This window comes from Segatella asaccharophila, from assembly GCF_054687055.1.
Genome location: NZ_BAACAN010000007.1, coordinates 160,026 through 184,054, shown reverse-complemented (window position 1 = coordinate 184,054; position 24,029 = coordinate 160,026). Strand labels below are relative to the sequence as shown.

The 24,029-nt window shown below is 43.5% G+C and carries 16 protein-coding genes and 2 pseudogenes; 9 read left to right on the top strand and 9 right to left on the bottom strand.

Annotated elements, in window-relative coordinates:
• Nucleotides 1–663 (top strand): annotated as a pseudogene (locus ACYRYG_RS06430) (IS4 family transposase); the annotation flags it as partial.
• 5 nt (nucleotides 664–668) lie between these two features.
• Here the strand turns inward: ACYRYG_RS06430 and ACYRYG_RS06425 are convergent.
• Genes ACYRYG_RS06425 through ACYRYG_RS06415 form a run of 3 tightly spaced genes read right to left on the bottom strand, consistent with a single transcriptional unit; the run spans nucleotide 669 to nucleotide 3,904 of the window.
• On the bottom strand, nucleotides 669–1,688 hold the full coding sequence (locus tag ACYRYG_RS06425; protein ID WP_460197840.1) for a site-specific integrase: 1,020 nt from the start codon (nucleotides 1,686–1,688) through the stop codon (nucleotides 669–671).
• Nucleotides 1,654–2,676, bottom strand: coding sequence for a tyrosine-type recombinase/integrase (locus ACYRYG_RS06420; protein WP_460197839.1), 1,023 nt, complete (start codon nucleotides 2,674–2,676; stop codon nucleotides 1,654–1,656). Before ACYRYG_RS06420 ends, ACYRYG_RS06425 begins: the two co-directional genes overlap by 35 nt.
• Nucleotides 2,669–3,904, bottom strand: coding sequence for a site-specific integrase (locus ACYRYG_RS06415; RefSeq protein ID WP_460197838.1), 1,236 nt, complete (start codon nucleotides 3,902–3,904; stop codon nucleotides 2,669–2,671). The genes ACYRYG_RS06420 and ACYRYG_RS06415 overlap by 8 nt, the downstream gene beginning before the upstream one ends.
• A 179-nt stretch (nucleotides 3,905–4,083) precedes the next feature.
• On the opposite strand from ACYRYG_RS06415, the pseudogene ACYRYG_RS06410 reads away from it, so the two are divergent.
• From ACYRYG_RS06410 to ACYRYG_RS06395, 4 genes and pseudogenes are all read left to right on the top strand, one after another.
• Nucleotides 4,084–4,315: pseudogene (locus ACYRYG_RS06410) on the top strand (IS4 family transposase); the annotation flags it as partial.
• A 395-nt stretch (nucleotides 4,316–4,710) separates the two neighbouring features.
• Nucleotides 4,711–7,959, top strand: coding sequence for a SusC/RagA family TonB-linked outer membrane protein (locus tag ACYRYG_RS06405; protein ID WP_293427704.1), 3,249 nt, complete (start codon nucleotides 4,711–4,713; stop codon nucleotides 7,957–7,959).
• A 12-nt stretch (nucleotides 7,960–7,971) separates the two neighbouring features.
• Nucleotides 7,972–10,026 (top strand): RagB/SusD family nutrient uptake outer membrane protein, encoded by a 2,055-nt coding sequence (locus ACYRYG_RS06400; RefSeq protein WP_460197837.1) that lies wholly within the window; start codon nucleotides 7,972–7,974, stop codon nucleotides 10,024–10,026.
• 18 nt (nucleotides 10,027–10,044) lie between these two features.
• Nucleotides 10,045–12,249, top strand: coding sequence for a hypothetical protein (locus ACYRYG_RS06395; RefSeq protein WP_460197836.1), 2,205 nt, complete (start codon nucleotides 10,045–10,047; stop codon nucleotides 12,247–12,249).
• A 61-nt stretch (nucleotides 12,250–12,310) separates the two neighbouring features.
• On the opposite strand, the gene ACYRYG_RS06390 is transcribed toward ACYRYG_RS06395, so the two are convergent.
• Complete coding sequence (locus tag ACYRYG_RS06390) at nucleotides 12,311–12,658, bottom strand: MerR family transcriptional regulator (protein ID WP_293416112.1); 348 nt, start codon at nucleotides 12,656–12,658, stop codon at nucleotides 12,311–12,313.
• Nucleotides 12,659–12,769: 111 nt separating this feature from the next.
• Between ACYRYG_RS06390 and alaS the strand changes: the two genes are divergently transcribed.
• Nucleotides 12,770–15,433, top strand: coding sequence for an alanine--tRNA ligase (gene alaS / locus ACYRYG_RS06385; protein WP_460197835.1), 2,664 nt, complete (start codon nucleotides 12,770–12,772; stop codon nucleotides 15,431–15,433).
• Nucleotides 15,434–15,553: 120 nt separating this feature from the next.
• On the opposite strand, the gene ACYRYG_RS06380 is transcribed toward alaS, so the two are convergent.
• From ACYRYG_RS06380 to ACYRYG_RS06370, 3 genes are all read right to left on the bottom strand, one after another.
• Complete coding sequence (locus tag ACYRYG_RS06380; RefSeq protein ID WP_293416116.1) at nucleotides 15,554–16,270, bottom strand: SIMPL domain-containing protein; 717 nt, start codon at nucleotides 16,268–16,270, stop codon at nucleotides 15,554–15,556.
• 291 nt (nucleotides 16,271–16,561) lie between these two features.
• Entirely contained in the window at nucleotides 16,562–17,236 is a 675-nt protein-coding gene (locus ACYRYG_RS06375) for a SprT-like domain-containing protein (protein WP_293416118.1), read from the bottom strand.
• Between the two features lie 93 nt (nucleotides 17,237–17,329).
• Nucleotides 17,330–18,904: an ATP-dependent DNA helicase gene (locus tag ACYRYG_RS06370; RefSeq protein WP_294075780.1), complete on the bottom strand. Its 1,575-nt coding sequence runs from the start codon at nucleotides 18,902–18,904 to the stop codon at nucleotides 17,330–17,332.
• 147 nt (nucleotides 18,905–19,051) lie between these two features.
• On the opposite strand from ACYRYG_RS06370, the gene ACYRYG_RS06365 reads away from it, so the two are divergent.
• The 3 genes from ACYRYG_RS06365 (at nucleotide 19,052) to ACYRYG_RS06355 (ending at nucleotide 20,703) form a co-directional block, all read left to right on the top strand.
• Nucleotides 19,052–19,873, top strand: a complete 822-nt coding sequence (locus ACYRYG_RS06365; RefSeq protein WP_460197834.1) for a DUF3822 family protein — start codon at nucleotides 19,052–19,054, stop codon at nucleotides 19,871–19,873.
• Nucleotides 19,870–20,400, top strand: coding sequence for an RsmD family RNA methyltransferase (locus tag ACYRYG_RS06360; protein ID WP_293416124.1), 531 nt, complete (start codon nucleotides 19,870–19,872; stop codon nucleotides 20,398–20,400). The genes ACYRYG_RS06365 and ACYRYG_RS06360 overlap by 4 nt, the downstream gene beginning before the upstream one ends.
• A gap of 102 nt (nucleotides 20,401–20,502) precedes the next feature.
• Complete coding sequence (locus ACYRYG_RS06355) at nucleotides 20,503–20,703, top strand: hypothetical protein (protein WP_293416126.1); 201 nt, start codon at nucleotides 20,503–20,505, stop codon at nucleotides 20,701–20,703.
• A 70-nt stretch (nucleotides 20,704–20,773) separates the two neighbouring features.
• Here ACYRYG_RS06355 and cls read toward each other — a convergent pair whose 3' ends face one another.
• Both cls and ACYRYG_RS06345 read right to left on the bottom strand, forming a co-directional pair.
• On the bottom strand, nucleotides 20,774–22,201 hold the full coding sequence (gene cls, locus ACYRYG_RS06350; RefSeq protein WP_293416128.1) for a cardiolipin synthase: 1,428 nt from the start codon (nucleotides 22,199–22,201) through the stop codon (nucleotides 20,774–20,776).
• Between the two features lie 111 nt (nucleotides 22,202–22,312).
• Nucleotides 22,313–24,013 carry a hypothetical protein gene (locus tag ACYRYG_RS06345; RefSeq protein WP_293427698.1) on the bottom strand — a complete coding sequence of 567 codons (1,701 nt, stop codon included), beginning with the start codon at nucleotides 24,011–24,013 and terminating at the stop codon, nucleotides 22,313–22,315.
• Nucleotides 24,014–24,029 lie beyond the last annotated feature (16 nt).

Genomic DNA, 24,029 nt, shown 5'->3' with positions numbered 1-24,029 from the left:
ATAGACTTTTCCCTTCATCGTGAGAAAGGCAGGAAAGGTGACTATGGCCTGAAGGCGTCAGACCGCAGGAAACAGTTCTGCAAATGCAGGGACAAGGATGCTCCTGACTGCAGGCGGCTGCAGGAGAGTGATATGGAAAAGCCGTCTGTTGCAATAGAAATGCTCCGCCGTGCATGGAAGTATGGATACCGTGCCAGGTATGTCCTGTGTGACAGCTGGTTCACTTCCGAGAAACTCATTGCGGCAGTCAGAAGTATAGGCAATGGCGCGATGCATCTGGCAGGTCTGGCCAGGATGGGGAATACGAAGTATCAGGTAATGGGCAGGCGTCATAATGCATTGGAGCTGGTTGCACTCTATGAACGCAGTGAGTTCTTCCATGAATGCAGGAAATACAAGTGCCATTATATTTCATTAAAAGGTAAGATAGGAAAACAGTCCGTAAGGATCTTTCTTGTAAAATACGGCAGGAATACCACATGGAATATTCTCCTGACGACTGATCTGAATTCGAGTTTTGTCCAGACCTTTGAAATCTATCAGATCAGATGGAACATCGAAATTGTCAATTATGACAAGCTTTTAGTTATGACAAGTGGGCAAGTGAGTAAGACTGATTATCAAGAAGATATCAGCCTTACTTTACCGTTTGGCTTTACATAAAAAAATTAATGACCAAGGCTCCTGAGCCAGGTAAGCAGATTCTTGTCGCGTTCCCACGCGCATTCGGATGATGGATTGATGTCAGAGTAAGCCTTCCGTAAAGCTTCTCTTTTGGCTTTTGAGTCCACTCTTGCATATATGCTTGTTGTCTCAATGGACACGTGCCCGAGAAGGTCTCTAATATATACGATATTGACACCGGCCTGTAAAAGATGGATCGCTTTACTATGACGCAAGGAATGGCAACTTATCCGGTTTGGTATAAGGCCGGAATTTTCTTTCCTTGCCCTATCCGCATAGGTTTTAAGTATATGCGATATGCCCTGCCGGGTAAGTTTTTCATGTCTGCCGTTAAAGAAGAGCGGAGAATTGGCGTTTCTGTCAAGTTTGTTCTCTTCTATGTATAGCTTTAGTATTGCAATCTGCTCTTTCATCAATGGAACGATCCTTGCCTTCCTTCCTTTACCAAACAACCGTATAGTATACGGCTCGTTGTCTATACGAAGGTCTTCAACTTTGATGTCGGCAACTTCCTGAACTCTTGCTCCCGTATCATACATCAGGGACAATACAGCCAGATGGCGTCTTCCCTGCCACGTCGACGGGTCAGGTTGTGCCAGCAGCAAACGTATGCCTTCAGCAGACAGATAGTTTGGCGGTCCGGACTCAGTCCTTGCCGATTTTATGGACAGCACTTTCTGCCATTCCTCTACTTTTTCCACTACGATATATTGGAGATATGACACAAAGGAGCGCATAGCTGCAAGCCTGTAATTACTTGTTGCGATACGGCACTTCTTCTCCAGGCGTAGCCATTTCAACCACTCAAGCACATTTTCCCTTGTAATATGGCTGAGTTCCAGGTTCTCAAGTGCGACTTTCTTCTCTGACTTCATGAAGCTGATGAACAGGACAAAGGCATCCCTGTAGGCCAGCTGGGTATTCTTGCTCATGTTTCTCTCATGCGGGAGATACTCCGAGAGGAAACGGCTAAGGTATCTGGCAAATTCGGTCACTGTCGTCATAGGCTTTACAGAATTTAGGATAAACAAAGGCACTTACAGGAGTACACTGCTTCTCAAGTTCAGGGAACATTGAGATGGTAAGCCGGACATATTGCTCTGTTGAAGATACAGAAGCATGTCCAAGCCGTGCGGACAACAACGGAAGTGCAGCATAGAGATCCATACCTTGCCGGCCCGTCATTACAAGGGCGTGAACGGCGCTTGTGTGGCGCAGATCATGTACGCGGGGACCATGGTGACTGCCCTTATGGGGTATTCCGACTTTATCAAGTAGTTTTTTGAAATTCGTGTACACGCAGCCTTGAGTTATGCCGGTGCCGTCGGGTTTTACGAACAGCAGGCTTTTGGGATCGGATATGTAAGCAACAGGCATCCTGTTCCTGTACGTGATGTACTGCTGAAGGGCTGCGGACATCGAATCGCACAGGGGTACAAGTCTCTCCATACCGTTTTTAGTCTTGCGCAGATGAATGTAACCTTCATCGATGTTAATATCAGCGTTCCTGACAGACAGGGCCTCCGATATGCGCATTCCAGTGCTGTAGAGCAGCCTGATCATGGCAGGCATAACAAAAAGCACCGTACCACACCTTATATCATAAAGTCTGCTTTCGTCACATGCACTGAAGATGGCCGACATCTGTTCTTCCGTGAAGATGTACGGAACGAAGTCTCCGTTAGGCTGTCTTGGAAGTCTCGGAATGAAGCATGGACAGCCTGTGCGTGTCATCAGCTTAGTCAGCTGCGACCATACAGAGTACTTGGAGTAAATGGTACGTCCGCAGTCTGCCTTTCTGCCAGACCTCCATTTTGAGATGAAGTCACTTGTGATATGCGGATTTTCCAGTCCTTCGGCAAATGCAAAGTCATCTATCTCCTTAAGGATCCATTTCATTCTCAATGCGCTGACACCGGCTGAAGTTTTAATCTCCACAAGCCGGTTCATAAATGGCGCAAGTATGCTTTTATATTTGAACATCTCACTCATAAAACGCTCCTCCTCTCTGATTATAGAAATCCTCTGATACGGGTGGAACCGGCATGGCGCATTTTTTCATGTCCGGCACATCCGTCTTGATATAGACCATCGTTGTCTCCGCACTTCTGTGTCCGAGAACCTCAGATATCACAGGCAAGGGAGAACCCTGCTCCATTAAGGCGGTCGCCAGGGAATGACGGAGGGAATGCGGCCCATGGTGACGCAGGCTCACGTCAACGCCGGACTTGACGATAGAGGCGTTGATGGCTGAGCATACCATACCCTTGGCAGCTCCGGCATACGGCGCCCTGCTGGAGACGAACACACGGTTAAGGTCCGATTCGGGACGTCCGTATCTCAGGTAGTCTATAATGGCATTGCCGACTTCGGGCAGCAGTGGCAGATTGATGTTTTTTCCCGTTTTCCGCATGGTAAGATTGATGTTACCGGTATCCCAGTTTATGTCACAGAATCTGAGGCCCGCTATGTCCGAGGCCCTTAAACCGAGTCTGGAAGCAAGGAGCAGCATAGCGTAATTTCTTTTGCTGACCGGACTTGTACGGGATATTGAGTTCTCAACCTTCAGCACTTCCTCCCTGGAGTAAAAAGACGGGACCCGCTCCCTGCGTTTTGCGCTGAAGGAATGGAAAAGCGGAGTGAAGTCTTTCCCTATGACATGTTCCTCTTTCCAAAAGTGAAAGAGAACGTTTAGGGACGAGATGACATTAATGCGGGAGTATCTGAGAGATGAGATATGGTCAATGATATGCTTCTCGGTTATCTCTGAGGTGTGGCCTGTACCCATGGCATAGAGATGCATCAGAAACTCACTAAGGTACAGGCGGTAGTCACTGATTGTTGACCTGCTCCTTCGCAGATTGGTAAGATGGCATATTAGTTTCTCCATGTCTTTTCCAATCTCGCCGTCCAGGCGGTGCTCGACAGGCGTGAAGCAACGCTTGCGGATCTTGCCGAGCAAAAGCATATCATCCAGGACCTGCACGCTTCTGATCTTCTCACGTTCCTGAGGCCTGACGATGCCGTTGCAGTGGCAGGTTTCAGTGAACTCTTTTCCAATGCCCGTCGTGTAGACAGAAAGGCGTTTGGCCTTCATAAAAGAAACAATGCCTTTTCTCCAAAGTGCCTTATATACAGAAATTCTGTTTTCCGTATAGCATTTGTTCTTGAAGAAAGCAAGGCATTGGTCCATTAACTGTCCAATATCCATTTGTTCCATAATAATAAGTTTAAAACGGGGCTTATGCCTTGCTGCAAATTTACTTAATATGGAAAGTGTTTATGTAAAGTGCGGACTGTTTTTTATTGGCTATCAGCAAGTTTAAATTGCAACGCCAGGAATTACTTGTCATAACTAAAAGCTTGTCATAATTGACATTATGTAAAGCTTTACATAATGTCAACAAGGAGTGCAAGCAATATCTCGGACTGGGCGGCTATCAGGGACGTGACTTTGACGGTCAGATTGCTGACTGTACATTATGTTTCATGACATATACCGTAATGACTCTCAAGAAGCGGTTTTCAGATTATGAGACACTTGGGGAACTATTCTCCGCAGAAAGGGATGGACTGATGGCGCTGACGCTATGGAAGAGGATACTGGCCTGCCTTGAAAGATTTCTTCAGGCTCTGGCCGATGTCATGGGACTTGATGCCGACAGACTTATCGAAGGCATGATGGAGGATAAAGAGCTGGCACAAGAGTATAAAGTCATGGCGGATGCTATCGAAAAGTACCGAAAGCAGAAAGCGGCTTAGGCGTTAAATCCTTTTAAGTAAGTGTTTAATGTTCTTATATACAGCATGTTACATGATAAAATATTCTTGTGATAGTCCATTGATAGGGACACTTGCAAAAGTGGGAAACTTCAGTAAATTAATAATCTAAACACAAACTGCAAAAGAGGACAAATTAGTCCATTGACTGTATTAAACTAATCTTCTATGTTGAAGTGGATGATTAAAGGGACCCGGCATTCACGACAATAAAAATAAATCTAAGGGGCCTGTCGTACTAAAACCATGAATTCAAAAATCCCTAAATTTTACGTCTTACTTTTATTAGTAACGATGTGTAATCTTTCAGGCTTTGCCCAAACAAATATTGTAAAAGGTATCGTAAAGGATGTCAATAATGAGCCCATTATCGGTGCATCAGTAGTCGAAAAGGGCAATCCAAGTAATGGTACCGTAACCGATCTTGATGGCAAATTCAAACTCCAATTAAAGAAGGGAATCATTGCTACGATAAGTTATGTAGGAATGATTTCGCAAGAAATCAAGGCCTCAACTCTTGATCAGAACATCATACTTAAAGAAGAATCTGGAAACCTGGACGAAATCGTCGTTTTAGGATATACCAGTCGCGCTCGAAAGGATTTAACAGGATCCGTCGGGAGCATTTCCGGCGCAAAACTTACAGAAGTCCCTGTTGCTTCTGCAGCTGAAGCATTACAAGGCAAAATTGCAGGTGTACAAGTTACTTCTGTTGACGGAGCACCAGGTTCTGACATCAATATTCGCGTAAGAGGCTCTTCTTCTGTTACCCAAAGCAATGAGCCTTTATATATCGTTGACGGTTTTCAAACCGACAACATTAATAATATACCCCCATCAGATATTGCATCTATCGATGTTTTAAAAGATGCCTCTCTGACAGCCATTTATGGTGCAAAGGGTGGAAATGGAGTTGTTGTAGTAACTACTAAATCAGCTAAAGAAGGTAAAATTTCCGTAAGTTTTAATGGTCGTCTATCTACTGCTCACCTGAGTAAGAAACTTGATCTAATGAATGCCACTCAATTCGTAGATTACCAATATGACCGAGCAGCTGCCAATGGTACCCGCAGTTCCTGGGCCAAACAATTCAGGGGAAATTTCGGCAACCCCTTAGACATAGACATCTATCAGCGAGCACATTCCTATAACTGGCAAGATGAAGTTATGGGGGAAACCCCGCTAAACTATATGGGTAATGTTACTGTCGGTGGGGGCTCTGAAAAAATTCAATTCAACACCTCCTTAACCCAATCCAATGATGATGGGATCATTATGGGATCAGGTGTCCGGCGCACCAATTTAAATATTAAAATAAATGTAAATTTATCTAAAAGATTAACATTAACTTTAAATCCATGGTTCACCTTTCGTCGTGATATAGGTGCAGGAGGATCAAACATCGGTTCAGGGGGAATCATCGATGTCTTAAAATATCGTCCTACAAATGGACTCCGTGACTTCGCCTTCTGGGATCCTAGAACCGTTGACCCTGACGAGGAAGCTATCTTCCAATACACAAATCCTAAAAATGATATAAAGACAAACGTCCAGAAAAAACATGGATATAATTATATTAACCAGTTCTCTCTCAACTGGAACATTTTCAAAGGATTAAACCTGCGTACTGAATTTTCTCACAACCTGCTATTCAGTGACCTTTACCGCTATTATGGTCCACTGACATCTGTTGGTCAGGATAATAATAGTCTTCCCGTAGCAGAAATCACAAATTATCATAAAGAAGCATATACCTGGACAAATACCGCTATTTATGATATGTCCCTCAATGATATGCATAATTTTGAATTTCTTTTAGGTCAGGAAATATACAATAATCAATACAAACAACAATTCCAGGAAAATCGTTATTTCCCTCGTAGTGTAGAAGCACAAAGAGCATTCGACAATATGGAGTTAGGAACTCCCTGGCAATCAACATCATTCCGTTCAACGCCAAATCGTACAGCTTCTTTTTTTGGTCAAGTCAGTTATAATTTCAACCATAAATACCTTGCCGCTTTCACTATTAGGGCAGATGGGTCAACTAAATTTGCACCTAATCACCAGTGGGGATATTTTCCATCAATATCAGGAGCATGGGTTCTCTCAAAAGAGAAATTCATGAAGAACATAAAATGGATAGACAATATGAAAATCCGAGCTTCCTTAGGTACTTCTGGAAACAATAATATCTCAGATGACTTATGGCGGTACCTCTATACAGTCTCAACAACAGGAGGACCAGGCTTTGGAGAATCTACTCCAAATGGAGAACAATATTATAGTTTTGGAAGTGGAAGCCAACTTGTTAACCCAAAAGTAAAATGGGAAACGACCATTAAACGTAACTTGGCTGCTGACATCAGTCTCTTTGACGGTCGCCTTCAAATAACTCCAGAATTTTATTGGAACACAACAAAAGATTTACTTTACCAATCAGATATTCCAAGTACAACCGGCTACACAACCCAAATGCAAAATATAGGTCAAGTCAGCAATCATGGTATAGACATTACCCTCAATGGCGATGTACTCCGTGGTAGTGACTACATCTTAAGTGCCAATTTTACCTTAGGGTATAATAAAATGAAAATTGACAAATTAAATAATACAGATAATATACTGTGGGCTCAAGCAAGTAATTGGAAATCAAGTTATAACGATTACTGCTTGAAAGTTGGTAATGAGGTAGGACTGATTTATGGTTTCGTCTATGATGGACTTTACCGTCCAGACGAATTTACTTTCGACCCAAATCAGGATTTTTTAGCTGTTCCAAAGGCAGGTACGGTAATTAATACTGTTTCTAACTCTACCAACTCTGGTGAGGCGACTCTTCCAGGAAAAATCAAATTTAAGGATCTGGACGGAGACGGAAAAATTACAGAAAATGACCGTAAAGTACTTGGCCACACTACCCCACGCGTACAAGGAGGATTCGGACTGAGTGGTCAGTGGAAGGACTTTGATTTCAACTGTGATTTTACTTATATGCTTGACTATGATCTTTATAATGCTACCGCCTATGCCCTTTCTTCAGCCACCAATAGTTCGTCAAGTTTCACTAACGTACTCAGTAAATTCTCTACTCATCGTTGGCGATATACAGACCCTAATACAGGAGAATGTCTGTATAAGAACTATTACATAGATGGCTCAGTAGACATGTATAAAGCCTTAAACGCCAAAGCAACCTTATGGAACCCAGCTGACGTAACAAACAACTTGATAAATTCTTATTTTGTTGAAAATGCCTCTTTTCTCCGTTGCTCAGATATTACGATCGGATATACTTTACCGAATAGATGGATCAATAAACTTGGCTTAACTAAACTACGTATTTATGTCAGTGGCAGTAATCTTTTTGTAATCACTAACTATTCCGGCTTTGATCCAGAAGTTAACTTGGAACAGGGCCTTACATCTGGAATGGATTATAACTGCTACCCACGCAACAGACAATTCTCATTTGGCGTAAATCTCACTTTTTAAATGCTTATCTTTATGAATATGAAATTCAAAAAAATATTTTTCATCGTCACTATAATTACTACAGGATTAACCTCCTGCAATGATTACCTTGACGTCAAAACACCATCAAAGTATGGTAATGATTATGTTTTCAGCAATATTACTGAGATGAACAGAGCATTAAATGGCGTTTATGCTCAACTCCTAAGCAACAACACCTATGGAAATGCTTATCTCACCACATTCTGTATGAACAGTGATGTGGATTTTACGACAAACAGCAATGAAGTTGCCACTAATGACGGTTATAGACGATTTGATTGTAACAGTAATGGCAGTAGTTTAAACAGTACTTGGAATTCAGCTTATCAGGGTATAGAATATGCAAATAATTTCATCTATCAAATGGAAAAGAGTAAGATTTTCACCCCTGATAATACCGACTATAAAAATATGCTTCAGATGTTGGGTGAAGCAAAAGTAATACGTGCTATATTTTACCACGATCTAATGTGGCTCTGGGGAGACATTCCTTTCAGTACTATTCCTTCATCAGAAAAGAAAGATTATGTTATGCCAGTTGTCAGTCGTGACAGCATCAATGATTTCTTGCTGTCCGATCTTAAAAAGGCTGCTATGAATATGCAATTCGCAAGAAGTCTTTCTGATGGTGTAGAACGTATCTCGAAAGAAATGGCATGGGCCATGATAGCTCGTATTGCCCTGACAGAAGGAGGCTACAGCTTACGCCCTGATAAGGCCAATAATTCATACGGTACTATGGAACGTCCATCCAATTACAAAGATTATTATAATATTTGCCACCAATATTGTGATTCTATTATTAACTCCAATACACATCATCTAAATAATAGCTATGCCGATGTATTTGTACATGAATGTAACTATCAAGTAATAAATGATGATGATCCTATCTTTGAAATTCCGTTTACTCAACTAACATCTGGTAACATCGGATATCTATATGGTCCTCGTTTAAATATGAATGGGACAAAAGGAATCGGGAATTGGGGCGGTGCAAGCAGCAATGCACAAGTCAGCGTCTTTTATCGCTACTCTTTCGATCCTAATGATCTGCGAGGAAAATATATTGATGGGCTTTGGAATTATACGGAAACGACAAATGCAGCAGGGCAAGATTCTATTGCTATTGCACCTAATTTCACCTATACACTATACAATGACAAATGGTCAAAACTATGGGGAAATGGGATTGGAACTACTTGCGAAGGTTCAGATGGGATTAATTATCCTTACATGCGCTATGCAGATGTACTCTTAATGGATGCTGAAGCAGAAAACGAAATCAACAATGGGCCTACACAACATGCGGAGAATGACTTGATCACGGTGCGTAAACGTGCCTTTGACGCTGCCAGATGGCCTGATAAAGTATATTCTTACGTTGATTCAGTAAGTACTAGCAAAGCATCCTTCCTTCATGCTGTTCTCAATGAACGAAAATGGGAATTTGGTGGGGAAAATATGCGTTGGAAAGACCTTGTACGTAACAATGAATACAGCATAGAACTTTACTATACTTTCCTTCGGTACTATACAGTTGCGCAGAACTCAGGTGGATCAACACCAGAGTATGAAGATGCTGTAGAAGAACATGACAATGTTACGACACATAAAGAATACTTAAGTTACATCCCGACAAATATCTATTGGCGTCAAGTCCATAATTTAAATGAGCCGCAGATTTTTCCCAATACGACTCTGGACATGCTAATCATCGATAATCCTTTCTGGCAAGAAAGTCGTCCTCAAGATGATAACACACAAAATATAAAATGGAACATGACCGAAACGATGGGATGGTGGAATGAAAGTGCAGGAACACCTCAGGCACAAGTTCTTTATTCTCTCTATGGATTCATCCGTTGTGATGCCAATGGCAACCCCTTTGTTGTAAAGGGTGATGGAACTACAGAAACTCTTCCGGCTCCAGAAAATGCCAATGCAAAAAACTTGCCTGTCGTACGTTACATACTGCCTTACCCAGAACAAGCAATACAACGTAGTTCTGGCACTTACAAAAATTATTATGGCTATAAAAACTAATTAATAATCATACATCTTATGAAAAAACTAATATATGCATTCGCACTTCTATCATTCATTATATCTTTCTATTCCTGTTCGGATAATGATAGTATTAGTAGCTCTGCAGAACGCGAATTCATGACGATGTTCCGCAAGGATGATAATACCGGTAAAGGAGATACAGATCCTTATAATTGCCATATAGAAAACATGAATGACGTTCATCTTTATTGGTATGGCGTCAATGGATGCAAGGGCTATGAAATCAAAATGGCCTTTCAGGCAAATGTGTCTTCCGGACTGGCTTCAGATTGGGATAATCCCGACTACATACTTTTAGATACTATTGTTAGTCCGGATGTTTTGGAAATGACGATCAGACATCTGCAATATCAGACTGATTATCGTTTCGCTATTCGTACACTTTCTCCTAAAGGAGATGCTTACGATTCTAAATGGTATGGCTACGGCAATGGTCGGCAATGGGCCGATTTCTTGGATCTGGAAACGGAAAGACGCTATGACGTACCTGAAGTCATCTACAGTAGTAATATAACAAAAACAACATTGCGGATCAATATTGACCGAACAGTTGCAGAATCCGGAACAGCTAATGACATAGCAGGATTCCTTCAGCATTTTCATACAGAAGATTTTGAAGGTACACAGGTATTTAAAATGCAATACCTTGAAATTAATGCGGCTAATGACAACCCAAATGCCACAATTCTAGATAAATGGAAAAACTATAAATTAACGCAAGAAGATTTTGAACGTGGCTATGTTGATGTTGACGGTTTAGAACAAAATAGTGTATATACGATCAATGTCGAAGATAAAACTATTCCCATACACTGGGATGCCATCTATAATACCCTCTCAGTACGAATGGACGGTGATCCTGGTAAGCCGATACTGATCAAGCATATTACGGATACCCACGAGGATCCTACTCTTCCCGGTACTATTGGTGCAGCAAAATATGATGCATCCCGTCTGGACACTATTATTATGAACTATAACCAAGATTCTAAACTTGCTGAAGGGCAAATATTCTATCTTGAAGGTGGAAAGGCCTATTATTTTGCCCAAAACTTAAGCCTGTACAAAGGGTTTACTCTGGAAACGGATCCTGCTGATATTCAAGCAGGCAAAGGTCGGGCAAGAGTTTATATGGGTGGTACAGCCATCGTTAATAATAATCCTAATAGCTGCAATTTCATGTTAGGGCGCCAACCTTTGTCCGGAGAAAACCCATCTGTCCGAATTAATATCAAGTCCCTCGTTTTCCGTGACATTGATTTTGATTGCCCTTTAGCTCAAAATTACGGACAAAAAGGAGGAAACGGAACAGGAAATTATTTTGCGAATATGTTCTCTAATGGTATGGGCGTACAAATCCACAGTTTTGAGATTCACAATTGTTCATTTCAAAGGTTCATTCGTGGATTTATCCGTGTTCAAGGTTCTGCCGTCAAAGTAATTGAACATTTTCTGATTGATGGCTGTGACTTTTACAATGATGGTTACTATGACAACAATGGCCGTGGTTATCCTTGGATTGCAGGTGATGGCAAGCAACCGAAATCAAATATCTTCTCAGATATGGAATTTACGAATAATACTTTTTATGATTCACCACGTACCAGTTTCTTTAATGATAATAATGCAGAACTTGACTGGCCGAGTAGTGTCAGCTATCATATCACATTAACAAACAATACATTCGTGAACTTCAGTACCCGTTCTACAGGCCATAAACTTTTTGACTTAAGGTATCTTCCAGGAGGTTCTGTAATAACCGTCAAGAATAATCTGTTTATTCTAACCAAACAAGATAATGATTCCCGGCCTCTGTATTTTGAAGGTGCAGATATTCGCAACATCGAAGGGACTGGAAAAGTACTTTTTGATGTGGCTAATAACTGGTCAACGAATACGCACCTGACCGGAGGGCAGATATTTACAGGTGGTTCTTTCGCTGCCAGCAAACGCAGTTTCGCATCTTTTGGCGACGAAGCAATTAAGAATGGTCGTGAAGAACTCCAAGTTCATGTAGACAATATTTCGCCAACAGAATTAATGTCAAGTCCTAACCCACCACATATTGCACCGGATGCAGAGATGCACAATGTAAATAATCTGCAAGGGTTATATTATAATAATACAGAAACTGTTCGTAATAGCAATATCTACAAATTAGAAATCGGCGCGTCAAAATGGCGAGAGCACACAAAATAATTTAATAATTTTATAAGGAGGATATGTCCAAATAGCATATCCTCCTTTACTTGAAGCTTGATTATACGATCCCGTTTAATTGCTTTTTCAGCGCAAGCAATTGGTCCCGTACAGACATCAGTGTTTCAAGGACTTCATTCTGTTTATTTACTCCATTGCGATTTTCGTTCAGGTATTTCCTGGCAGCAGCAATCTTCAGTCCGCGGACTTTGATTAAATTATAGATTACCTTGATCTGTTCTATGTCTTTATCCGTATATTGACGCACCTTATTGCCCGTCACCTTCGGCCGAAGATGAGGGAACTCCTTTTCCCAAAACCGTAAGGTAGATTCATTCACTCCTACTTCTTTGGCTACCTCCTTAATGGAATAGTAAAGTCTGACGTCTTTATTCGGATTTAATGCCATAATTAACAGCCTTTTTATTAAACAAAACAGAATTTAATGACAAAATTAGCTAAATCTTTGTATCTTTGCAAGAGTTTTTGAAAAAGAATCAATTAAAACAGAAATAAAACGATGATGACAGCAAATGAGATCCGAGACTCCTTCAAGAAATTCTTCGAGTCCAAGGGGCACGTTATCGTACCATCAGCCCCTATGGTCATCAAGGATGACCCTACACTGATGTTTACGAATGCGGGGATGAACCAGTGGAAGGATATTATTTTAGGGACAAAGGATCCAGAGCCTCGGCGACGGTGTGACTCTCAGAAATGTCTGCGAGTAAGCGGCAAGCACAATGACCTTGAAGAAGTCGGTCATGATACTTACCATCACACCATGTTCGAAATGCTCGGCAACTGGAGTTTTGGTGACTATTTCAAAAAAGGTGCTATCGATTACGCCTGGGAATATCTGGTGGATGTCCTTCAGATGAATCCTGATGATCTGTATGTCACAGTGTTTGAAGGCGATCAGAAAGAGAACCTGAAACGCGATGACGAAGCTGCCAGTTATTGGGCCAAACACGTGTCTGCTGACCATATCATCAATGGTAACAAGCATGACAACTTCTGGGAGATGGGAGACACCGGACCTTGTGGCCCGTGTTCTGAAATCCATATTGATGAGCGTTCGGCAGAAGAAAAGGCGAAGGTACCGGGAAAAGACCTGGTCAACAAGGACAATCCTCAGGTTATAGAAATCTGGAACATTGTGTTCATGCAATATAACCGTAAAGCAGACGGTAGTCTGGAACCACTGCCCATGCATGTCATTGACACGGGAATGGGATTTGAGCGACTCGTCCGTATCATGCAGGACAAACATTCCAATTATGATACGGATATTTTCCAACCGATTATACAGGAAATCGAAGGTCTCTCTAACAAGAAATATGGGTTTACCACACCTTCAGGAAAGAATGGCGAGGGAACTACAGAACAGGAAAGAACAGATATAGCCTTCCGGGTCATCGCTGACCATGTACGTGCCGTAGCCTTCTCCATCGCTGACGGGCAACTGCCGGGGAACGCCAAAGCAGGATATGTTATCCGGCGTATCCTTCGCCGTGCCGTACGCTATGCCTACACTTTCTTAGGTCAGAAAGAGGCTTTCATGTACAAGTTAGTGCCCGTTCTTGTCCAAGAAATGGGTGAAGCCTATCCTGAACTGCCTGCCCAGCAAGAACTGATTACCCGCGTGATGAAGGAAGAGGAAGATTCCTTCCTGCGCACTCTCGACAAGGGTATCCAACTTCTTGACGGAGATATGGATGAACTGAAAGCTCACGAGAAAACGAAACTGGACGGAGACAGTGCCTTCCGCCTGTTTGACACTTATGGTTTTCCTTTGGACCTGACGGAATTAATCTGCAGGGAAAATGGCTATACCGTGGATGTCGAAGGCTTTAATAAAGAGATGTCCCAACAGAAAGCCAGGGCACGCAATGCAGCTGCCGTAGAAAACGGAGATTGGGAAGTCCTGTGTGAAGGAGTACAGCAGCAGTTCGTGGGTTATGACTATAGTGAATACGAATGTCACATCACCCGTTACAGAAAGGTAACTCAAAAGAAGAAAACGTTCTATGAGCTCATGCTTGACTATACACCTTTCTACGGTGAGATGGGTGGACAGGTAGGAGAATCGGGCACACTGGTCTCTGACAGCGAAACCATTCAAGTCCTGGATACCAAACGTGAGAATAACCAGAGCATCCATATTGTCAAAAACTTGCCTAAAGATCCAAGAGCAGACTTTACCGCATGTGTAGACCTGCAGAAACGTGACGGGTCTGCTGCCAACCATAGTGCAACCCATCTCCTGGACTATGCCCTCAAGCAAGTCCTGGGTGAACAGGTAGAGCAGAAAGGATCATTTGTAGATGACAAAACGTTGCGATTCGATTTCTCACATTTCAAGAAAGTAAGTGATGAGGAACTCCGTAAAGTAGAGCATATCGTCAATGACATGATCCGCCAAGATCTTCCTTTGGAAGAGCACAGAAACACACCTATTGAAGAGGCTAAAAAACTCGGTGCCGTAGCCCTTTTTGGAGAGAAATACGGAGATAATGTACGTGTTGTCCGCTTTGGTCCCAGCTGTGAATTCTGCGGAGGAATCCATGTCAAGAGCACGGGACATATCGGATTCTTCAAAATCATATCAGAAAGTAGCGTCGCAGCAGGCGTTCGTCGTATTGAAGCTCTTACGGGCAAAGCTTGTGAGGAGGCTATCTATGCCCTGGAAGACCATTACAAGACCATCCGTTCACTGTTTAACAACACTAAGGACCTTGAGGGTACCGTAAAGAAATATATCAGTGAGCATGAAGAGATGAAGAAAGATATTGAACAACTTCATGCCCAGGCAGTAAGTCGCCTGAAAGAGGAGTTGGTCAAGTCTGCAAAAAAAATCGACGGGGTCACGGTCATTCGTTCTGTCGTACCACTCAAGCCGGAAGGGGCTAAGGACCTGGTGTTCCAGATACGGGCTGCCATCCCTCACAAACTGGTTTGCGCTATCGGCAGTACAGGAGAGGACAAACCTCTTCTAAGTGTCATCTTCAGCGATGATATGGTGAAGGACCATCAACTGAATGCCGGTAAGATGATCCGTGAAGCTGCCAAACTCATAAAAGGTGGCGGAGGAGGTCAGGCTTACTATGCACAGGCCGGCGGTAAGGATATGAATGGGCTGTCTGCTGCAATAGACAAGATCATTGATCTGGCTAATCTGTAAGCCTTCGTAAGCAAACATAAAAAATCCGAACTTCAATTTATGAAGTTCGGATTTTTTCATGACTGGTAAGGCGAGATCCTGTAAAGTTTACCCCACTCAGAATTCTGTCTTCCAAAGTCACTAATCCTTCAAAGAATACGTGATCGTGGTCACTACACGCACCTTCTTGATATAAGGCGTATTAGCATCACGATTATCAATAGAAAACTGTCCCTGGTCTGCACTGATGATCTTATTCAATGTGCTATGACTGTTTTTGGCAAATTGAGTTGCCGTCTTCTCTGCATTGACAATCGCCTCTTCCATCAATTTCGGTTTCAATTTTGCGAATGCCACATATTCATAAGAGACCGGATTATCATAATTATTTGAAACGATTGCCACCCCTTGCTTGAATAGTTCTCCTTGTCTGGAAATAAGTTTGCGAACCAATCTTACATTCCTGGAGGTCACCGTCACGATAGAGGTCACATTATACCGATAAGGCATCTTGTTGACATTATACTGATCCGCGCTCATATCAATGACTTGCGGGGCGTTGATACTGATCTCATCCGTTTTGATCCCATTCTGAATCAAAAAATTCTTAATGGTCCGTTGCGAAGCAGCCATCTGATCATATAATTCAGAAAGATTGTTTCCCAGGACCTTTGATGGAATAGGCCAGGTCACCTTATCCGCCCAGACCTCCTTTTCGGCAAGTCCTTTTACCGTGACTTTCCGGTCCTTATTCGCGAAATCATCAATGCCACCTTTGATACAAAAACCTAAGACAATAATTCCGATTGCCGTAATCGCGGCACTTATTACACTCCTGTAGAATATTCCGTTTTTCATGTCAAAATATTTTTATAAGTAATATCACTGGGGTTGCGCCGTCACTGAAACTACTGAGTTCCAAAATGCAAGCAACTTCAACATTCATTCTGCCTCAAGACACAAAGGAACCTGTTTGAGACGAAAAAACTCAACCTCAACAAAGATAAATAAAAAATTCAACATAACGATCCGACTCATCTGATTTTACAACGAAAAAGTTGTATAATCCTTTTCTAAAAGGAAGAATGACTCTAAATATATTTCTGATCTAAGAAGTCACGGCCTTATCACAAATAGAAACACCTGATCTTATTTCTCTATAAGATGAAACTCCTGCATATCCGGCAGAAAGCGCCGGAATTCCTCAAGGGTGAGATGACGCCCGCGAAGACTGCGCACTTGAGGATAATTGACAAACTCCTCCAGTTTGGAGGTATACCAGTCATGCTCTTTGATTGATGATTCCACTTTCAACTGCCTCTCAAGAGACCAGGCAAACTTAGGGTTCACACGGGAGAGATAGTATTGTCCGGAGGCCAAACGCAAGACCAGCAGTAAGGAAACAGACGATAAGCCTCTCCTCAAACGGCACTCCGCCCAGTCAGCCACTTCCCATCCCTTCGTAGAAGTCATCACACTGATATTCCATCCATATTTTCGATTCAGTTCATTCATTTTCGCACGAAAAATCATGCCATGTGAAGACGTATCCTGAAGCCCATGGTATCCGATAGCATAGTGGATCATTTCATGAAGGAGCACATTCTGGGCTTGTCGCTCAGTCATATTATAATAGGTGGTCAGTCGGATCGTGAAATCAGAAAACACGGTCTTTCTCAAATGCCTGATCCGTTTAAAACTCATCGTACCCAATTGTGTACGGGCTCGGGACAACCCGAAATGGGGGTCAGGCAACCGACCCTCAAAATATTTCTGATTGAAAACACAAAAATTGGCTTTCATCCAATCAATGGAAACTATCATCGCTCTTATTTAATATAATAGACATTTCACTTTACAGACGTCTCTGTGATCTGTTCTCCCCAGACAACTTACCGTCTCGTCCCTGATGATTCCTCAGTCATGCTCCATCCCCTCTGTTTGCGTTTTAGGCCAGTTAATCAGATAAAGTTTACTGGTAGCCCTGGTGATTGCTGTATACAGCCAATGGAAATAAGATGGGGAAAACATCTCATCCGTCATATAGCCCTGGTCCAAATAGACATGCTTCCATTGCCCCCCTTGTGCCTTATGGCAAGTCACAGCGTAAGCAAACTTGATCTGCAAGGCGTTGAAGTAAGCATCCCCGCGAAGTCTGCTCATCCGGTCAGCCTTTCTGGGAAGATCGGTATAATCCTCCATGATTCGCGAGAAAAGTTCATTAGCCTGCTCCCGGTTCAATGCCGGTGACTCTGTCACAAGACTATCCATAATCACCGTAGCAGACAGTTCCTGATCATCATAGTCAGGAAATCTCAAATCCACATCAGCAAAATGAAAGCCATAAAGTTCCCTGACATGATGCACCCGCTCCACTTCAGCACGATCACCGTTAGCGAGAAAATCCAGACAACTGTCCTGTTGTTGCGAAGGTGCCTCTCCCAGTCGTGCCAATAGTCCATGAGGTTCGTCGGGTGTTGAAGCGGGCAAAGAGGAAGTAACCGTATGATCCCCTCCGGACCCCTTCATCATCCAATAATAATTATTCCTCACGATCATAATCCGGTCGCCCCCGCAAAGTTCGTCCTCCATTCCCAGGACCTGATTCCGAATCCCCTGATTATAAATGTTGGCTCGCTTGTTGCTTCTTGTAATCACAATCGTCTCATCCATCCCTACCTCATCATAACTGCCAGACAATTGTTCCACAAAATCTGCACCTGAAAGACACGACACATCAGCAAACCCATCAAACTGGATTTCGGGTGCTGTCAAAGCCCCCTCGAATGAAGTTTCCTTAAAAGAAAGGATGATCTTCCGGAGATTTGACGCATTCGAAAGTATGCCACTCCCCCGTTTCTGACGCAGCACTTCATTCAGATCACACTGGAAGACTTTCAATCCATACGACTGGATGACAGAAGCACACAAGGCCGGAGATTCATCTTCACCTATCGGTGGCAACTGTGCCTGATCACCTATGAGAACCAGACGATCATGCTGGCCGGAGTAAACATATTGGATCAAGTCATCCAGGAGACTCCCGCTGCCGAATCCACTCTCTGATGACTTTTTCTCCACAGGTTGAGGAGACCGGTTGATCATTGAAGCCTCATCTACCATAAAAAGGGTATGCTTGTACCGGTTCTCGGCAAGATTGAATATCCCCCCTATGCCGGTATAGGCTTTCTCACGATAGATACGACGATGGATGGTATAAGCGGCCTGTCCGCTGTTGACGGAAAACACCTTTGCTGCACGGCCTGTAGGAGCCAGCAATACCACCTTCATCTTCAGGTCAAGCATCGTCCGCACGATTGATCCGGAGATAGTCGTCTTCCCGGTCCCGGCACTCCCTCGGAAAATCATTATACTCCGCGGGTCACGGTCCGTCAAGAACCGGGACAGTATCGTCAGTGCCCGATCCTGTTCGGGAGTAGGAGTAAAGCTGAAATGCTGTAAGATCTGATGTTTTAGTTCCTCTTCTTGCATAAATGATTATCTTCCGGAAAGCACAGATTATTTTTCCAGAATAAGACACAAATAAAAACTTTTTGCTATCTTTGCAATTGCAAATGTACAAAATCCCATCGGAATACGAAGGAAATTATGCAAGAATTTCACATTTAGAATCAAGACATGCCGGAAACAGAACCTCATCATATTATCCATCAGCCGAGACTGACCTTTCGGATCAGCTGTGATTCGCTTTCTTTTTCAGTAGCCGACACGACCCTTGAAAGTCAACTCCGCTACGTACCTTATCCGGTGAAGAGTGGCATCTCCATAGCTGCGAATCTGCGTGAAGCGTTCAAGGATAATGACCTTCTGCAAATGGGTTATGACAGGGCAATGATCATCATCGATACCCTCAGCCTCCTCATCCCGACGGAAGAGTTTAAGAAAGATGATGCAGAGGCACTCTATCATTATACTTTTCCGGGACATGACAATGATGTCATCCTGACGAATGTCCTGCCTTACCTGAATTGCGTCGTAGCGTTCTCCGTGAACAAGGATCTCAAGCTCGTCATAGATGATCATTTCAGTGACGTGCGCTTCCAGCCGGTCATGCAGTCTATATGGGATCATCTTCATGAAGAGAGTTTCACGGGAATGTTCAAAAAACTCTATGGCTATTTCCATGACAAGAAACTTGAAATTATCTGCTACGACAAGAACCGGTTCAAGTTCTACAATGCTTATCAAGTCAAGCATTTCAGAGATGCGGTCTACTTCCTTCTCTACGTATGGAATCAACTGGAACTGGATGCACAAAGGGATGAGCTGCATATCTTGGGGAATATCCCGGAAAGGGAAGCTCTCACCAGTGAACTGAAAAAATTCCTGCACAAAGTATATTATCTGAATCCCTCGGCTGTCTATAACCGTGCCCCCATCGCACAGATCAAGGAACTCCCATTTGATTTGCTGGCATACTACATCCATAAACGAGCATGAGAATTATAACTGGAATTTACAAGGGCAGGAGGTTTGATATTCCCCGGACCTTCAAGGCCCGTCCTACAACGGACATGGCCAAAGAAAACATCTTCAATGTCATACGGGGCTACCTTGATCTGGAAGGAGCAATTGCCCTGGATCTGTTTTCAGGCACAGGAAGCATCTCCCTTGAACTCGCCAGCCGTGGCTGTCAGGAAGTAGTAAGTGTGGAAAACGACCGTGACCATGCGAAGTTTATCTCGCAATGTTTTGAAAAAATCGATTGTGACAAGGATATTCTGATCCGGGGAGATGTGTTCAAGTTTATCCGGCATAATCATCAGACCTTCGACTTTATTTTTGCAGATCCTCCCTATACTCTTCCTGAACTGCCCACCATCCCTGAGTTGGTGCTCAACAGTGGGATACTGGCTGAAAATGGTTTATTCATCATGGAGCATGGGAAAAAGCAGGATTTTTCACAACTCCCGCGTTTCAGAGAACACCGGAATTACGGGGCCGTCAACTTCTCCATTTTCAAATAGAGAATATTACAAATACTAATAACACTACTCGTTTCCCGGATCAAGAGATCCTCCCGGAAAACGCAACAGGCTAAAAATACAACTCAACAGAAAGATAAACCAATGTCAGTACATCAGTATTCCAAGATTCATCCTATGGGCACTGTCCCCTTAAAACATTTCAAGGACCTTCTACTACAAAAACAATTTATAGACCTTTCAGGATTAAAGCGTCTGGCTCAGCGCATGAATCCTAAAAACATACATGCTCCTAAAATATTCACCCAACTGGAAGAGCAGACTAAAACACCTGAATCTGAATAGTCTTTTATCAACATATCTTCCTGACCAGGAACAGGTTAACCGGCAACCCTTCAACTCTGAATCACCCTTATCACATCAAAGGAGAAAACAGACGAAGCAAACTCTCCCATAACCGATGTATGAAGGGTCTATGATGGATCTTATGATAGTAATCCTGCAGGAACACGCTTTGCCTTTCATCGTCAAGGTACACCTTCTTGATCCTTAGAGACATCCCCTCATCATAGAAAAATGCATTCGCTTCAAAATCATCCTCAAAACTCCGGAAATCCACATTCGTGCTACCTACCGTTGAAATGTAATCATCACTGACCATCAATTTTGAGTGATTGAATCCGGCCTTGTAAAGATACACTTTCACCCCCGCCTCAACCGTTTCCTCGACGTAAGAACGACTTGCCCAGTCGACAAGGGCAGAATCCCCTTTGAGGGGAATCATCAACCGGATATCTACACCGGCCAGGGCTGCAGTACGCATGGCAAACAATACCGGTTCCGTAGGGAGGAAATAAGGAGATTCCATATAGACATAATGCCGCGCCTGCAGGATAATACGGACATAACCTTGCATGATCGCCGGCCAGGCATCTGCGGGACTGCTGGAGACGACCTGCATCAGACAATCATTGCTGATTGCCGCATTAATAGGCGGATAGTATTTCCTGTCCGTCAGCAACGTACGGTCCACGAAATACCAGTCTACCAGGAAATCCCGTTGGATGGCATATACGCCTCCACCTTCTACCCGTATATGTGTATCGCGCCACGACTGCCGGCCTATCCCTTTCACATATCTCAATGCGATGTTCATCCCCCCGATAAATCCCACACGGCCGTCAATGACAATGAGTTTGCGGTGGTTCCGGTAATTGGCTTTACTCGTAAAAGCGGGGAATTTCACCGGCATGAAAGCATGAACATCAATACCGGCATCCCGCATACGCTCGAAAAAGCGGTTATGCGACCCCCAGGAACCTACATCATCATAAATGACGCGCACCTCAACACCTTCCTGAGACTTGTCAATCAAAGCATCAGAGATAAGATAGCCTAAAGCATCATCGCAGAAGATGAAAGAATCAATATGTATATGCTTTGTGGCTTTCCCTATTTCCCGTAAGAGAGCCGGGAAAAACTCATATCCTGTGGTATAGATCTCCACCACGTTATCCTTGAAAGGCAGAGCGAGGTTCTGTTTTGCGAAAAGTCTCATCAGTGGTTTCTGACTCTCCGGGATATGTAAGTTTTCCTGCTCTGCAAATTCGAGCATGGAGCGTTTCGACAGTTCATCAAGGCTCCGCTGGCTCATCAGCCTCTGCTTCCGGATATTCTGGCCGAAGAAAACATACAAGATGATCCCAATGACAGGTAAGAAAAAGAGAACCAGCAGCCATGCCATCGTTTTTGCGGGCTGTCGGTTATCCATCAATACAGCTACCATTGTCGCGAGAATGACAGCCATATAAGCAACAAGAACTATCCAATGTACATATATCATACTTACCTGCGCGAAATTAAGATTTCAGAATCACCCTCCTTATGTTTCATTTCAAGAGCTCCACAACACCGTCATAGCCCTGCCGTTTACCGGACATCGGCCGTCGGCAACTCACTTCCCGTCTCCCTTCAATTTCTGCAGATAGGCCAGTTCTCCTATCGCAAAATCCGTATTGTCAGGATCGTCAAGCATCCTTTTAAGCAATGCCTCAGCCTCGTCATACCGTTGCAGGTCAATATACACATAAGCCTTGCGGCGGTTCAGGAAATTGACAAAAGAGTTCACGGCCACATTTTCCCGATCCTCCCCGTCAATGTTGTTTTCAACATTCTCAAGAAGGCCGTCTATAAAACTAATGGCCCGGAAATCATGACCGTTAACCAGGCTATTCACGAGTTCTTCCGTATAGGTCACCCGATGAAGTGGGAACACAATATCCAGGTAATAGTAAGCCTGACGATACAGATGAAGTTCGCTATAACAGAACCCGATCAGATAGCACACTTCATAAAAACGATCCTTCTCCTCAGGCTTCAGATCCTCAAACACGGACTGGGCAAAATTAAAGGCGTCCAGAAGATATTGCAAAGATTCATAAAAACAATGATTCAGGAACAGTCGTTTCCCGCGGAATAGCAGATAGGCCAGTTTTGGCTGGGCACTTTCACACATCAGTTTTTGCTCTTCCGTCATCTCCTTTTCCTGATTTCTTTTCCGTTTCTGCAAGGCATCCTCCCACATCAGATGAAATTCTGCCAGACGCTCTTTCGGACAAGTGAGATCATAAGCGGCAAGCAGGCTCACGACCCTGGATTTCGTCAGCTCGCTGCCTGATGGGATACGGCGACTGACAGACAGAGGGATCAGGGTGATCGTAATACGATAATAAATCGTGCGATCCGTCGCCTTCTCAGAGTTCAGATGAAATTCCATGATACGGTTGAGTGGCCCGCGGAGATCAACATACTGTAATTCCAAAGAAGCCTCTTCACGTATCAGTTTTCCCTTTTCTATCAGCGCTCCGCTGACATCATAGTTGCGGATCGCCTTCCCATCTTCCAGATGGCCAGAAGGGCCCTTCAGGCAGACCGGCTCAAATTGCTTCACCCCGAACAAAGTATTCAGCAACTGCTCTATGGTAATTTTTTCATCTGCATTTCCCCTCCAGGAAGGTCCTGCTTTCTGATGCATCATCTCCTGCTCCCGAAGGAGAAACAGCTCCCTGCCCCATTCTGCTGAGTTTGTCTCAAAGTCCTTTTGCTCTGCCTTCTGGTTGTCATCTTCCAATTCCCGGAAACGCTTGACAAACGTACTCTGCCAGCGGAACATGTCCAGCATCTCTCGTTCCAGGACCTCCACGGCATTCTTGAGGGTCAGCAACAGACCTGACACGATATGCAGATCAACGAGGTTCTGGTCCGTATTTAAAGTATATACGATACGACACATCTCAGAGCTGAGCGAACACTGGTTACTCAGACTTCTCACTAAGGCGATGTGATCCATGGACGTCGAGAAAAAGAAAGGATAGGTTAACCGGATATAGGGCGTCCCCTTTTCTATCCGGATATAGAAATGCCCGGTCTGATAGTCAAAATGGTAAAGGACACCATTATGATCCTTGTCATTCTCTATCCTGTATTTGCAGTTGAACTTCTTCAAGGCCATCTTGACCAGCATGGTGTTGAAGGCTAAATCATAGTCATGCAAGGCACGGCCTGAGTCGATGTGCCGTCTCAGGGCCGGTATAATGACAAAGGCCACGATAAAGACGATTGTCCAGAGAACAACTATGATGACTATATTTCTCATTTCTAACTTTTTATAT

Excerpts from the sequence above, each read along its gene's own strand:
- ACYRYG_RS06425 (WP_460197840.1), bottom strand. The coding sequence starts at position 1,688 with ATGACGACAGTGACCGAATTTGCCAGATACCTTAGCCGTTTCCTCTCG.
- ACYRYG_RS06420 (WP_460197839.1), bottom strand. The coding sequence starts at position 2,676 with ATGAGTGAGATGTTCAAATATAAAAGCATACTTGCGCCATTTATGAAC.
- ACYRYG_RS06415 (WP_460197838.1), bottom strand. The coding sequence starts at position 3,904 with ATGGAACAAATGGATATTGGACAGTTAATGGACCAATGCCTTGCTTTC.
- ACYRYG_RS06405 (WP_293427704.1), top strand. The coding sequence starts at position 4,711 with ATGAATTCAAAAATCCCTAAATTTTACGTCTTACTTTTATTAGTAACG.
- ACYRYG_RS06400 (WP_460197837.1), top strand. The coding sequence starts at position 7,972 with ATGAATATGAAATTCAAAAAAATATTTTTCATCGTCACTATAATTACT.
- ACYRYG_RS06395 (WP_460197836.1), top strand. The coding sequence starts at position 10,045 with ATGAAAAAACTAATATATGCATTCGCACTTCTATCATTCATTATATCT.
- ACYRYG_RS06390 (WP_293416112.1), bottom strand. The coding sequence starts at position 12,658 with ATGGCATTAAATCCGAATAAAGACGTCAGACTTTACTATTCCATTAAG.
- alaS (WP_460197835.1), top strand. The coding sequence starts at position 12,770 with ATGATGACAGCAAATGAGATCCGAGACTCCTTCAAGAAATTCTTCGAG.
- ACYRYG_RS06380 (WP_293416116.1), bottom strand. The coding sequence starts at position 16,270 with ATGAAAAACGGAATATTCTACAGGAGTGTAATAAGTGCCGCGATTACG.
- ACYRYG_RS06375 (WP_293416118.1), bottom strand. The coding sequence starts at position 17,236 with ATGATAGTTTCCATTGATTGGATGAAAGCCAATTTTTGTGTTTTCAAT.
- ACYRYG_RS06370 (WP_294075780.1), bottom strand. The coding sequence starts at position 18,904 with ATGCAAGAAGAGGAACTAAAACATCAGATCTTACAGCATTTCAGCTTT.
- ACYRYG_RS06365 (WP_460197834.1), top strand. The coding sequence starts at position 19,052 with ATGCCGGAAACAGAACCTCATCATATTATCCATCAGCCGAGACTGACC.
- ACYRYG_RS06360 (WP_293416124.1), top strand. The coding sequence starts at position 19,870 with ATGAGAATTATAACTGGAATTTACAAGGGCAGGAGGTTTGATATTCCC.
- ACYRYG_RS06355 (WP_293416126.1), top strand. The coding sequence starts at position 20,503 with ATGTCAGTACATCAGTATTCCAAGATTCATCCTATGGGCACTGTCCCC.
- cls (WP_293416128.1), bottom strand. The coding sequence starts at position 22,201 with ATGATATATGTACATTGGATAGTTCTTGTTGCTTATATGGCTGTCATT.
- ACYRYG_RS06345 (WP_293427698.1), bottom strand. The coding sequence starts at position 24,013 with ATGAGAAATATAGTCATCATAGTTGTTCTCTGGACAATCGTCTTTATC.